Raw genomic sequence first — 12,043 nt, 5'->3', positions numbered from 1 at the left:
GTCGGGGATGGTTGGTTGACATCGTCATCGCCGGGACGGGTGCGGATCGCTGGCCAGGCTTGCCCACAACCGCGTCAGCTGCTGATACCAGCGGTCGAGCCCGAACTCACCGGCCCGCTCTCGGGCGGCCCCGCCCAGGCGGGCGCGCAGGTTCTCATCGGTCACCAGGGCGCCGAGCGCGTGCGCGAGCTGATCGGCGTGGGCGGGCCCAACGAGCAGGCCGTTGACGCCATCGGTGACCACTTCGCCGATGCTGCCCGCCGTTGTCGTCACCGGGGCCAGCCCGTTCGCCATCGCCTCGAGCAACGCCATGGGCAGGCCCTCGTTGCGGCTGGGCAACACGAAAATTATTGCACGGCACAGCAACTCGTCGCGCGCCATCGGATCGAGCCAGCCCACCACGTCGATCGTCGCGCCCAGACCGGCCTTGGCGACCGCCGCACGCACCTGGGCGACGTCGCCGTCCCCGGCGAGCGTGGCCAGCAGCCGGTTGCGCACCGTCTCATCGAGCGCCGCTACCGCGTCGATCAGGTCATAGCTGCCCTTGCGCACGCCCAGCCGCCCCAGGGCCACCGCATGCACCCGCTGGACCCCCAGCTGATTCACCGGGGTGTTCGGAATTCGAACCGCGTTGGGTAGCACGCTGATCCGGTTGGTGGGCAACCGCAGCCGGCTGGCGTACTCCTGGACATGGCGCTCCCCCAGCACCACCCAGTGATCGGCGGCCAGCATCCGGCGCACCGCCGCCCGAGCTGGCGGCGCGAGCTGATCGAACCAGCCGCCGAAGTCGTAGCTGTGGGCATGCACAATCGCCGGTGTACCGGTCAGTCGCGCCGCTAACAGCGGCAGGGCTTTGCGAATCACGCTGCCGCCGTGGGCCAGATGAACATGCAGGACATCGGTGCGCTTGCGCAGCACCAGCCAGGTGGCGCGCAGCATTCCGCGGACACCGAGCATCAGCCGCGGCCATAGCGGGCCGTCGATGAACGTGGGCACCGCCGTGATGTGGATGTGTGGGTCAGGATGGGCCGCCATCAGCGCGATCACCGTGGCCATACCGCCCCGGCTGGTCGCCGCGGCCGGGGCCGGGCCGACCACCAGCACGCGCAGCCGGCCCTGCGGCGTCGGCACCCCGACCGAGTTCACTCGGGCGTGCCCGCCGACGCCAGCGCCGCGTCGGTATCCGCGGCCTGGGCATCGGCGCCGCCGCGTCGCTGCGTGGCAAATCCCATCGTCAACCCCAAGACCAGACCCAAGCCCAGGGCGTCCACCGGCATCTCCGGCAATGGCCAGACGGCGGAGATGGCCAGCAAGCCGATGCTGGTGGCCGCAGCGATCTTGGCGCGGTCCGACCCGCGGCGCAGCGCCCCGAACAGCGGGGTGAGGGCGAAGATCGCAAACACCGCCATGCCCACCGCCCCGGCCTTGGCCAGCCACCAGAGATAGAAGTTGTGCGAGAAGGTCGGGTAGAGCTTCATCGTGAAGTCGTCGGGGTCGTCTCCGTACGGTTGCTGATAGGCGTAGCCCAGGCCGTGGCCGAACACCGGGGCTTCCGCGATCGCGCGGTCGAGGCTGTCGATTTCGCGCAGCCGATCTTGCGTCGATTCGTCGACGGCGAGCGCGCCGCCCGAAAGGCCATGCAGCACACGCTGGTTGAATGCGGTGAACTGATCGGCGAGCCACGCCCCGGCCCTGGACTGCTGCAGCAGAAACAATGAGGTCGGCACCACAAACGCGACAACCGCGGTGCCGACCAGGAAAAGCGTGGCGGTCCGGCGCGGCGCCGGCCAGCTGAAGGTGGCCAGCAACGCGACGACGGCGGCCACCGCCAGCGAGATCAGCACATGGCGGGCGAAGGCCAGCAACACGATGATCAACGCGGGCAGGCCCAGCGCGAAAAAGAAGGCCGGCCTGACCCGCCCGACGATCACCGCGGCGACCAATGCGCTCAGCACGGCGGTGGCCGGTGTTTGCGCGGACAAGATGATCCGCAGGGCCTGGTCGGCTCCCGTCGTCTCGGCAAGGCTTTCCGCCCGGCCGGCCAGCCGGATCGCATGCACCGAACCGACAATGGCCATGCCCGCCGAGAACCACAGCGTCACGACCATCGTGACAATCGCCATCCGCAGGTAATTGCCGTACACCACCAACAGCGCCAAGACGAACCCGCCGGCCATCTCCAACAGGTTTTGCGCCGACCGCATCACCACCCAGTCGGGGTGTCCAAGCACCAGCCCGACCACCGCATACAGCAGCACCGCCACCGCGAAGATGCCGGGCAGCACGAAATCGGAGACCCGCGGTCGCACCAGTGGAATCAGGTAGCAGATCGCCAGCACCAACGCCACCTGATAGGCGTAGATCACGCCCGGGCCGACGACCTTGCCCACGTGCAGGCTTGCCGGCAGCGCCGCGAACGCCAAGAACAACGCGATCCCTACCATCGCTTCGGGTTTCGCCCAATACACGACCAGGCTGAACATCCCGGCGATCAGCATCACACCTTGGCCGGTGTGACGCACCGACAGCACGCCGAAAACGAAACATCCGAACAAGAACGCCGCGAGCAGTGCCGCACCCATCGCCAAGCGATATCGGCGCGGCAGGTAGAGGATCACGACAGCCCGCTTAGCTTTCCGCGGTAGATCCGGGCGGCGGCGCTGGTGTGGCGCGAAATTCGGGCGTCGGTCAATACGGTGCCGACGACGTTCGCCCCGGCCGCGCGCAGCGCCGACAGCGCGTCGTCGACTTCATCGACGGTGGTGCGTCCCGCGCGCACCACCAGCACCGTGGCTTGCACGGCCCCGGCCAGCAAGCCGGTATCGGCGGTGGCCAGCACCGGCGGGCCGTCGATCACCAATCGGGAAAAGCGTGCCGAAAGATCCATCAGCACGCTGTCAATCACTTCCGGCAGGTAAGCGTTGGCCGACGCGGTCTCGCGGCGGACACTTCGCGACGCCAGAATGAACAGCTTCGAGATCCGGGTGGGGTTGACGACTTCCAGCGCGATCTCGGGGTTGGCCAGCGCGTTGGCCAACCCTTCTCGGGATTCCACCTTCAGCAAGCCGGCAATCACGGGCCGACGGGTGTCACCCTCGACCAAAAGTACGTCTTCACCGAGTTCGGCCAAGGACAGTGAGAGATTCAGCGCGGTGGTCGTGGTTCCCTCGCCGGCGAACGGCGCCGCCACCACCAGGCGCCGGGCCTGCGGCCCCATCGCCCGCAGCAGGCGGGTACGCAGGCCGCGCACCGCGTCGTCGATGGCGACGTCGGTACCGAACTGCGGCACGCCGCCGCGCCGGCCGGGAAGCTCGGCCAACGTCGGCAGACCCGAAAGCTGGTCGAGTTGCCGGCGGCTATGCACGGTGCGATCACTGGCCTCACGGGCCAGCGCCACCTCGATCCCGAGCAGCAACCCGGCCGCAAGCCCCATCACCAAGTTGCGCTTGGGCAGCGGCCGGCTGGGACTAACGGGCACCTCGGCCCGCTTGACCACCGTCACCCTGGCCATCGGGGCGGTGGGCGGCGCCTGCTGCTGCGGTTCGGCGCCGAGTGCGCGCGGGGCCGAACCGAGCGTCCCAACCAGCGTGGCGAACGAATCGGCCATGCCCCCGGCGAGCAACGCGGCACGCTTTGGATCGGTGTCGGAAACCGCGATGGTGAACAGCATTGATTTCGGCGTGTATTTCACCTGGGTCTGCTGCACCAGAGCTTCGGGGCTGATCGGCAGCTGCAGCTGACTGATGGCGCGTTGCGCCACCTCACGGCCCTCGGCGATCTCGGCATATGACGACAACAGGTCTTGTGCGGCCTACCCGCCCCAGTACACGTCGTTGACGTCGGTCTGCCCGGATACCGAGATGAAGATGGTGGCCGAGGATTGATAGACCTTGGTCTGAAATGCGGTGACGGCTGTCGCGCCGGCCAGACACGCGAGCAGCGCGCCGACCACAAGTTTCCAGCGCTTGGCGAGGGTCTGAACAAAGGTGCGGAAATCCATCCATTACCCCCTCTGAGCCGGCGCCACACAAAGAGGGCCGATCGCGTTCCCTGGGCACCCGCACTGGGAATTCCTCTGGAATTATGCAGCATTCTCGCCGTCGCGCAGGAGATACGGCGGTCCTTGCCCCCGGACCCGGCACCGACATCCGGACCAGCCCCGACCAGCCCCGACACCGCGCGGTGGCCCCCAAGCGCGCAGCGCTGACCACGCCGGTTCGCGTAGCGTGTCACCGACAAGCCGCGGCGCAAACGCGTTCTAACCCGGCAATGGCTTGGCCGTAGGAGATGCCGATGCGACGCCAGGCTCACGATCGCGAGGGAAGACTGCCGCCGATGACAGCCGCGGCCCGGATCAAACGGTGGCTCGCTCCGGTGGTCCGAACCGTCGCGCCGGGTCTTTTCTGGCAACGCAAGTACCGGGTGCTGCAACGCCTCGGGGAATCCCGCGCCGATGTCCGGCTGGCCGCGTCGCTGTGCGATCCGGATCGCATCTCGGTGGACATCGGGGCCGACGTCGGCGAGTTCACCATCGCGATGCTGGCCTCGTCACGCTCGGTCGTCGCGTTCGAGCCCCGGCCCGCCCAGGCGCGCGAGCTGGCCTCGATGTTCGACGCGGTCGGCGCCGCGGCGCGGGTGGAAGCGGTGGCGCTATCCGACAAGCCCGGTTGCCTGTCCATGCGCGTCGTGGAGTCCGAACCGGGCCGCAGCACGATAGACACCGGCAACGCCCTGGGCGATGTGGCTGGCCGAATCCGAAGCATCGACGTAGCGGTCAAGCGCCTCGACGATCTGCAATTGAGCGACGTCGGCCTGATCAAGGTCGACGTGGAAGGCCACGAACTGGCGGTGTTGCGGGGCGCCACCGACACTCTCATGCGCAACCGGCCGACGATTCTGGTGGAAGCCGAGGAACGCCATCGCCCCAACGCCGTGGCCGAGATCACCACCCTGTTGGGCGGACTCGGGTACCGGGGCTTCTTCGAACTCGGCGACGAGCGGCGCCCGATCGCCGAGTTCGACGTCGCCCGGCATCAGAACCCGGCGAACATCGGCGGCCAGCGGGATGGCTGGGCGCCCCGGGGCGTCTACGTCAACAATTTCGTCTTCGTCCCCTAGACCGGGCCATCACCCGGCAACCGCCGGCCGAACGAAAAAACCCCAGCCAACGGCCGGGGCATCCGCCACGCGACTCAGCGCTCACTTGTGAACCGAGTCTGCGAATCTGTGGAGCTAGGGAGAATCGAACTCCCGACCTACTCGATGCGAACGAGTCGCGCTACCAACTGCGCCATAGCCCCTGAACGCTATGCAGGCTACCAGCCGCGGCCGCAACGGCCGAACCGCCTGCCCCTACTGGCCCACGGCGCGCGGCAAGTCCCGCGGCCAGCCGTAGCCGCGCACCGGGCCGGCGTAGTCCAGATGCTCGAAGATCGGGTCCTCGTCGTCGATCTCGAGCACCACCGCGCCGGGACGCCGCAGCCGCGACGGCACCACGTCGTAGTCGCGGTCGTGGGTGTTTTCCACCCCGAGCCGCGCCCGGGCCTGTCGTTGCATCCGGTGCCGCCGCACCTTGGCCTCAATGCGGGTCTGGCGGCGCAAATACGCCAGGTAGAGCATCGTCACCACGGTGGCTGCCGAGCAGAGCCACCACGCGGCAGCCGTCACTTCGAAGGCGGCAATGGCCGAGCCGACCAGCACCACTGCCATCGCCACCAGCATGCGTTTACGGAACGCGTACTTGCGAGCGCTGACCGCTGCGGCGGTCTTGGTGTCGTATCGGCGCCGCCGCGAGGCACCGGAGGTGTACCTCGGCGTCGGCTCGTAGCCCTCTTCGTCGTCGGCTTGCGCCTCCAAACCGGAAGTGTCGTCCATGTATTCGTAGTCGTCTTCGGCGTGCTCGTGGTTGGCCGCGCGCGCTGCGAAGAGCTCCGCGGTGTCGAGTTCGGAGTCGTCGGCCAATTCCGGCTCATCACCTAGCTGCGACTCGTCAACGGGCTCTTCTTCACCGTCGAGTTCGGCCTCCGGCACCGCCGTGCCGGCCGCCCGCGCCATCGGCTGCTCCTGCGCCGATCGAGCGCCGGGGCCCAGGCAGAGCACACCCGAGTCTTCCTCGACGACATCGACATCGAGGTAGTCGGGCTCGTCGACCGCGGTGTCGCGAGTGGCCGCCACCTTCATGATGACCGCACCCTGGCTGCCCGTGTCCTGGGCTACCTCGTCATCGCCGTGCGCCAACTCCGGGATTTGGTCGGTTTCCGGCTCGGCGTCGTCCTCGGCGTCTTCATCGTCGTGGGCCTCGTGGTCCCACTCTCGCTGGCGTTTCCAGTCGGGGTCGCTGCGATGACCGGCGGCCGGACCGCCGCGCTTGACCAGTCGCGAGCTCGCGCCCCCGTTGAGCACCCTGGTAGCCAAGGCGACGTCGCTGGTGCGACGGACCGCTTCGCGTTTGCTGATCAGCATGGGTACCAGCACAAACAGCCACAGCACCACCAGCGATATCCACAACAACGACTGCGGGATGCTTGGCATAGTGACCTGCTCTCTTCGGTTCCGATCCCCGCGAGGCACATCAGTGGCCAACGCGGCCGGGTCAAAAGCGCCCAAGGGCAATTACACACCTGTAATTTGCCTCCCACAAGCACCACACGCCACACGTGTCGCGATAGCCCCAATTTTCCCTAGGGCTCCCGCCAGCGGGATTTCGCCATTCGCACCGGCCGGTTTGCCGCCGGCGCTCAGAGCCGGCTGGCTTGCCCCGCACGAACCAGCGTCGAGACCACCGACCCTTCGACCTCTTCGACGGTGAGGCCAACCAGCAGGTGATCGCGCCATGCCCGGTCCACCTCGAGGTAGCGGCGCAACAGCCCCTCCTCGCGGAACCCGACCTTCGCCAGCACCGCTCGGCTGGCCGCGTTCTCCGGGCGCACCGTGGCTTCCACCCGGTGCAGCCCCACCGGCCCGAAGCAGTGGTCCAGCCCCAGTGCCACCGCACCGGTGGCGATTCCCCCACCGGTCTGCGAGCTGGCGACCCAATAGCCGATCCAGGCCGAACGCAGCGCCCCGTGCACCACGTTGCCGACGGTCAGCTGGCCACAGAACCTGCCGTCCAGCTCGATCACATACGGCAGCATCCGGCCCTTACGCGCCTCCGAACGCAGCCCCGAACACACCGCCGGCCAGGCCGCGACCGAATGCCGGATGGTCCAGTCGCCCTCCGCGCTGGGCTCCCACGGTTCCAGGTGAGCGCGGTCGGCCAGCCGGGTCCGGCTCCACTGCGCGCCGTCGCGCATTCGAACCGGGCGCAGCCGGATCACGCCGGCACGAACCCGCAGCGGACCGACATCCATCGGCCAACCGGGATGGCGCTGCCCAGCGCGCATGAGGTTCACGAAGATCTTGCCGTGGGTCGCTCTACCCGTGCTGCGCCAGGAAGGCGACGTCAACGATCTCGCCGGTACGGATCTGTTCGGCTCCGGTGGGTACCACAACCAGACAGTTTGCCTCGGCCAGCGTGGCCAGCAAGTGCGAGGATGCCCCCGGAGCCCCGCCCAGCGCCTGAACCAGGTATTCGCCGCTCTCCTGATCCCGCATGAGCTGGCCGCGCAGGTAGCCCTTGCGGCCGGCCACCGAGGTGATCGGCGACAGCGTGCGGGCCTGCACGATCCTGCGCATCGGTTGGCGTTTGCCCAGGGAGAGCCGGATGAGCGGACGAACCATCACCTCGAACACCACCAAGGCGCTGACCGGGTTGGCGGGCAGCAGAAACGTCGGGACCCGATCGCGGCCGAGTTGGCCGAACCCCTGAACGGATCCCGGATGCATCGCGATGCGAACCACTTCCATATCGCCGAGCTCGGAAAGCACCGAGCGGACCGCCTCGGCGGCCGCGCCGCCCACCCCGCCGGCGATCACCACCACCTCAGCCCGGTTGATCTGGCCCTCGACGATCTCGCCGAGTTGCTTGGGGTCGTTGCTGACGATGCCGACCCGGTTCACCTCGGCGCCGGCGTCCCGGCCGGCGGCCGCCAGCGCGTAGGAGTTGACGTCGTACACCTGCCCATTGCCCGGCGTGCGGGAGATGTCCACCAGCTCCCCGCCCACCGCCATGACCGACAGCCGCGGCCGCGGGTGCACCAGCACCCGTTCGCGCCCCACCGCGGCCAGCAGCCCCACCTGGGCGGCCCCGATGATGGTGCCGGAGCGCACCGCGACGTCACCGGGCTGCACATCGTCACCGGCATGGCGCACATAGGCGCCCGACGGCGCCCCGCGCAGCACCCGAACCCGATTCATTCCGCCATCGGTCCACCGCAGCGGCAGGACCGCGTCGGCCAGCGTCGGTAGCGGGGCCCCGGTCTGCACCCGAACCGCCTGCTTGGGCTGCAACCTGGTGGGTGTGCGAGCACCGGCTTCGATGGTGCCCATCACCGGCAGCGTGACCGCATCACGGCTGGTAGCGCTGCCGTCGTCGACAAAGAACTCGGCGGCGCCGGAGGCGAGGTCTTGCCCGACCCCCACCACGTCGACGCTGCGCACCGCATACCCGTCGATGGCGGCCTGATCAAAACCCGGAAGGGGACGTTCGGTGACCACTTCTTCGGCGCACATCAGGCCCTGCGCCTCGGCGATGGCAACACGGATCGGCCTCGGGGCCACCGCGGCGGCCGATATTCGGGCCTGCTGCTCCTCTACAGAACGCACAGCGCGCCTTTCCGTCGAGCCAAGTGGGCGAGCTGGGCCCAACCCGCTCGGCTACTGCTCGGTCAGGCCCAATCGCGCCACCAACCATCGCCGCAAATCCGGGCCGTAGTCGTCACGATCCAATGCAAAGTCAACCGCAGCCTTGAGGTAGCCGCCGGGATTTCCCAAGTCGTGTCGGGATCCGCGGTGCACCACGACATGGACCGGATGCCCCTCGGCGATCAGCAGCGCGATCGCGTCGGTGAGCTGAACTTCACCCCCGGCGCCGCGCTCGATCCGGCGCAGCGCATCGAAGATGGCGCGGTCGAGCACATAGCGCCCCGCGGCCGCGAACATCGACGGCGCGTCTTGGGTCTTGGGCTTTTCGACCATGCCCTTGACCTTGAGAACATCGGGATTTGCCGCCCATTCCCCGCCCGGCACCGGCTCGACATCGAACACGCCGTAGGCGCTGATCTCGTCGGGGGATACCTCGATGGCACACAACACCGTGCCGCCCAGCCGGGCCCGCACCTTCGACATCGTCTCCAGCACGCCGGTCGGCAGCACCAGGTCGTCGGGCAAGAGCACCGATACGGCGTCCTCATCATCGGACAGCGTCGGCTCGACACAGCTGATGGCATGCCCCAGTCCGAGCGGCTCGGCCTGCACCACGGACTCGACCTTGATCAGTGCCGGGGCCCGGCGAACCTTGGCCAGCATGGCCGTCTTGCCGCGGGCCTCCAACGTGCCCTCGAGCACCAAGTCCTCGACAAAGTGCGCGACAACCCCGTCCTTGCCCTCCGAAGTGACGATCACCAGCCGCTCGGCACCGGCGGTGGCCGCCTCGGCGGCCACCAGCTCGATACCGGGCGTGTCGACGACCGGCAGCAGCTCCTTGGGCACCGTCTTAGTCGCAGGTAGGAACCGCGTACCCAGGCCGGCAGCGGGAACGATCGCCGTAAAGGGGATCGCAACTTCTTGTGACATCGTTCAAACGATAACCTCGCCAGGAATCGCCGAGTCGGTCCGGCCGGTAGAAATCGTGACCTGTCATCGTTGAGGCCATGACGTCGGTGAACAAGGCGGCGATGCGGGCGCGGCTGCGGCAGGCCCGGCGCGTGGTCCCCGACGACGTTCACGCCGCCGAAGCCCTGCTCCTCGATGCGCACTTGGCGCAGGTCATCGACGGTGGCGCCACCGTCTGCGGATACGTTCCGGTCGGCACCGAGCCGGGCTCGATCACCATGCTCGACGTGTTGTTGCAGCATGGGGCGCGGGTGCTGCTGCCGGTCGCCCGCACCACCGACGGCGACGGCCCATTGCCGCTGATGTGGGGCGAGTATCGGCCCGGTGAGCTGGTGCGCGGCCGCTGGGGACTGCTGGAACCGCCGGCGCCCTGGCTGCCGGAGTCAGCCGTGGGCCAGGCCAGCCTGGTGCTGCTGCCCGCCCTGGCCGTCGACCTCGAGGGTGTCCGGCTCGGCAAGGGGCTGGGCTTTTACGACCGGTCCCTGACCAACCGCAACCCGCAAGCCCGCTTGCTGGCGATCGTGCGCGACGAGGAGGTGGTCGACCGGTTGCCCTCGGAGCCGCACGACGTGCGGATGACGCACGCGATTACCCCCCAGCGCGGGATCATTTCCTTTCCACACCGGGAATGATCGAGCTCACGTGGCGGCTCTAGCACTTGAAACGGTAGAGTGCTAACCCAGACTGACCAAATCCGGAGGTTTCTGTGCCGACCTACAGCTACGAGTGCACTGAGTGCAGCAACCGCTTCGACGTTGTGCAGTCGTTCACCGACGACTCGCTCACCACGTGCGAGGAATGCTCCGGTCGGCTGCGCAAGCTGTTCCACGCAGTTGGCGTCCTGTTCAAGGGCAGCGGTTTCTACCGCACCGATAGCCGCGACGCGACAAAGAAATCGAAGAGCTCCAGCGGCGGGTCGTCGTCGAGCGAATCTTCCAGCAGCTCCGGGTCGAGCGACGCCAAGACGTCGAGCACGTCGTCGAGCTCCAAGGAGAAGTCGACAAGCAGCGCCACCCCGGCCGCAGCCAGCACCTCGAGCTAGCGGGTCATCCACAGGGAGCCGTCTGACCGGCACCCGGCCGCCCCGCCACCCGCCTACCGTTTGCACCGTGGCGGATCCCTCGCTGAACCCAACCCTGCTCAGCCGCATAGCGGTGTCGGTGCGTCCCGAGTGGACCCGGACCGTCCTGGCCCGCCGCGTTGTCGCGGGCGTTCTGGTCGTGCTGGCCGCCGTCGCCGCCCTGTGGCCCAGCCCTGACACCAACCTCTGCGAGGTGGTGGTTGCCGCGCGTGACCTGTCGCCGGGCACACCGTTGACCATCGCGGACGTCCGCCTGGAAACGCGTTCGGCCGCAACCCTTCCCGACGGATCCCAAACCGATGTGGGCGCATTGGTCGGGGCGACACTGGCCAGCCCCACCCGGCGCGGCGAGGTGCTCACCGACGTCCGAATCCTGGGCAGCCGGCTGGCCGAGTCCACCGCCGGCCCCGGCGCCCGGGTCGTGCCGCTGCATCTGGCCGACAGTGCGCTGATCGATCTGATCCGGGTCGGCGACGTCGTGGACGTCCTGGCCGCGCCGCCCACCGACGCGCCGGCGGCCAATCAGCCCTCCCCACCGGCCGCGAAGGTCGTGGCCACCGACGCCGTCGTCGTGCTGGTGTCGGCCAAGCAGGAGCTACAAACGCACGCTCACCGCGTAGTGTTGGTTGCGCTGCCGGCTCGCCTGGCGAACATGGTGGCGGGCTCTGCGCTTGGGCAGACTCTCACCCTGACCCTGCACTGAGCAGCTCGCCGCCGTTGGACAGGTGATCGACAGCAAACGCGGTCCAGTCTCGGTCCATTCCTGAAGGGACATCCCAATGCTCAAAGGGTTCAAGGAGTTTCTCTCGCGGGGCAATATCGTCGACCTGGCCGTCGCCGTGGTCATCGGTACGGCATTCACGGCGCTGGTCACCAGGTTCACCGACAGCATCATCACGCCGCTGATCAACCGGGTGGGCGTCAACGAGCAGTCCGATCTGGGCATCTTGAAGATCGGCATCGGCCGCGGCCAGAGCATCGACTTGAACGTATTGCTGTCGGCCACCATCAACTTCATCCTGGTCGCCGGGGTGGTCTATTTCCTGGTGGTGGTGCCCTACAACACGTTGCGCAAGAAGGGTGAGGTCGAGCAGGCCGACGACGCCCAAATCGTCCTGCTCACCGAAATCCGCGACTTGCTCGCACAGACGAACTCCAACTCGTCCGGCCGGCACGAGGCCCCGGGGACAGCCGGGACGCCCCCGCCGAACTACGGACCCCGCGCGGACACCTGACCCGTCACCGGGCCCG

Annotated in this window: 11 protein-coding genes, 1 tRNA gene and 1 pseudogene; 5 read left to right on the top strand and 8 right to left on the bottom strand. The window is 68.1% G+C overall.

The window, feature by feature from the left end:
• Nucleotides 1–24 precede the first annotated feature (24 nt).
• From MMSP_RS07590 to MMSP_RS07580, 3 genes and pseudogenes are all read right to left on the bottom strand, one after another.
• Nucleotides 25–1,146, bottom strand: coding sequence for a glycosyltransferase family 4 protein (locus MMSP_RS07590; RefSeq protein ID WP_020786133.1), 1,122 nt, complete (start codon nt 1,144–1,146; stop codon nt 25–27).
• Nucleotides 1,143–2,618 carry an O-antigen ligase gene (locus tag MMSP_RS07585; protein ID WP_020786132.1) on the bottom strand — a complete coding sequence of 492 codons (1,476 nt, stop codon included), beginning with the start codon at nt 2,616–2,618 and terminating at the stop codon, nt 1,143–1,145. Before MMSP_RS07585 ends, MMSP_RS07590 begins: the two co-directional genes overlap by 4 nt.
• Nucleotides 2,615–4,000 (bottom strand): annotated as a pseudogene (locus MMSP_RS07580) (Wzz/FepE/Etk N-terminal domain-containing protein). The gene MMSP_RS07585 and the pseudogene MMSP_RS07580 overlap by 4 nt, the downstream one beginning before the upstream one ends.
• A 335-nt stretch (nt 4,001–4,335) precedes the next feature.
• Here MMSP_RS07580 and MMSP_RS07575 point away from each other — a divergent pair.
• Complete coding sequence (locus MMSP_RS07575; protein WP_036426300.1) at nt 4,336–5,118, top strand: FkbM family methyltransferase; 783 nt, start codon at nt 4,336–4,338, stop codon at nt 5,116–5,118.
• Between the two features lie 109 nt (nt 5,119–5,227).
• Here the strand turns inward: MMSP_RS07575 and MMSP_RS07570 are convergent.
• The 5 genes from MMSP_RS07570 to MMSP_RS07550 all read right to left on the bottom strand — a co-directional run bounded on the left by MMSP_RS07570 (nt 5,228) and on the right by MMSP_RS07550 (nt 9,672).
• Nucleotides 5,228–5,300: transfer RNA gene (locus MMSP_RS07570), tRNA-Ala, on the bottom strand.
• 52 nt (nt 5,301–5,352) lie between these two features.
• Nucleotides 5,353–6,531 (bottom strand): gephyrin-like molybdotransferase receptor GlpR, encoded by a 1,179-nt coding sequence (gene glpR / locus MMSP_RS07565; protein WP_020786128.1) that lies wholly within the window; start codon nt 6,529–6,531, stop codon nt 5,353–5,355.
• A gap of 206 nt (nt 6,532–6,737) precedes the next feature.
• On the bottom strand, nt 6,738–7,391 hold the full coding sequence (locus tag MMSP_RS07560) for a GNAT family N-acetyltransferase (RefSeq protein ID WP_012396071.1): 654 nt from the start codon (nt 7,389–7,391) through the stop codon (nt 6,738–6,740).
• 22 nt (nt 7,392–7,413) lie between these two features.
• Nucleotides 7,414–8,703: a gephyrin-like molybdotransferase Glp gene (gene glp / locus MMSP_RS07555; RefSeq protein ID WP_015357011.1), complete on the bottom strand. Its 1,290-nt coding sequence runs from the start codon at nt 8,701–8,703 to the stop codon at nt 7,414–7,416.
• Nucleotides 8,704–8,754: 51 nt separating this feature from the next.
• A complete protein-coding gene (locus tag MMSP_RS07550; RefSeq protein ID WP_020786127.1) occupies nt 8,755–9,672 on the bottom strand; it encodes a UTP--glucose-1-phosphate uridylyltransferase in 918 nt (305 codons plus the stop codon).
• 77 nt (nt 9,673–9,749) lie between these two features.
• Here MMSP_RS07550 and MMSP_RS07545 point away from each other — a divergent pair, with 77 nt between their 5' ends.
• The 4 genes from MMSP_RS07545 to mscL all read left to right on the top strand — a co-directional run bounded on the left by MMSP_RS07545 (nt 9,750) and on the right by mscL (nt 12,027).
• Complete coding sequence (locus tag MMSP_RS07545; RefSeq protein WP_015357012.1) at nt 9,750–10,343, top strand: 5-formyltetrahydrofolate cyclo-ligase; 594 nt, start codon at nt 9,750–9,752, stop codon at nt 10,341–10,343.
• Between the two features lie 74 nt (nt 10,344–10,417).
• A complete protein-coding gene (locus MMSP_RS25730) occupies nt 10,418–10,753 on the top strand; it encodes an FmdB family zinc ribbon protein (RefSeq protein ID WP_084472536.1) in 336 nt (111 codons plus the stop codon).
• Between the two features lie 67 nt (nt 10,754–10,820).
• Nucleotides 10,821–11,495, top strand: a complete 675-nt coding sequence (locus tag MMSP_RS07540) for an SAF domain-containing protein (RefSeq protein WP_015357013.1) — start codon at nt 10,821–10,823, stop codon at nt 11,493–11,495.
• A gap of 76 nt (nt 11,496–11,571) precedes the next feature.
• Nucleotides 11,572–12,027 (top strand): large-conductance mechanosensitive channel protein MscL, encoded by a 456-nt coding sequence (mscL, locus tag MMSP_RS07535; RefSeq protein ID WP_011742224.1) that lies wholly within the window; start codon nt 11,572–11,574, stop codon nt 12,025–12,027.
• The last annotated feature ends 16 nt before the right edge of the window (nt 12,028–12,043 follow it).

The organism is Mycobacterium sp. 012931, assembly GCF_000419295.1.
Classification (GTDB): Bacteria; Actinomycetota; Actinomycetes; order Mycobacteriales; family Mycobacteriaceae; genus Mycobacterium; species Mycobacterium marinum.
This window is presented reverse-complemented; position numbering and strand designations above follow the sequence as displayed.

Bases quoted from the DNA above. Each gene is read 5' to 3' on its own strand.
- mscL (WP_011742224.1), top strand. From the start codon at position 11,572: ATGCTCAAAGGGTTCAAGGAGTTTCTCTCGCGGGGCAATATCGTCGAC.
- MMSP_RS07545 (WP_015357012.1), top strand. From the start codon at position 9,750: ATGACGTCGGTGAACAAGGCGGCGATGCGGGCGCGGCTGCGGCAGGCC.
- MMSP_RS07575 (WP_036426300.1), top strand. From the start codon at position 4,336: ATGACAGCCGCGGCCCGGATCAAACGGTGGCTCGCTCCGGTGGTCCGA.
- glpR (WP_020786128.1), bottom strand. From the start codon at position 6,531: ATGCCAAGCATCCCGCAGTCGTTGTTGTGGATATCGCTGGTGGTGCTG.
- MMSP_RS07550 (WP_020786127.1), bottom strand. From the start codon at position 9,672: ATGTCACAAGAAGTTGCGATCCCCTTTACGGCGATCGTTCCCGCTGCC.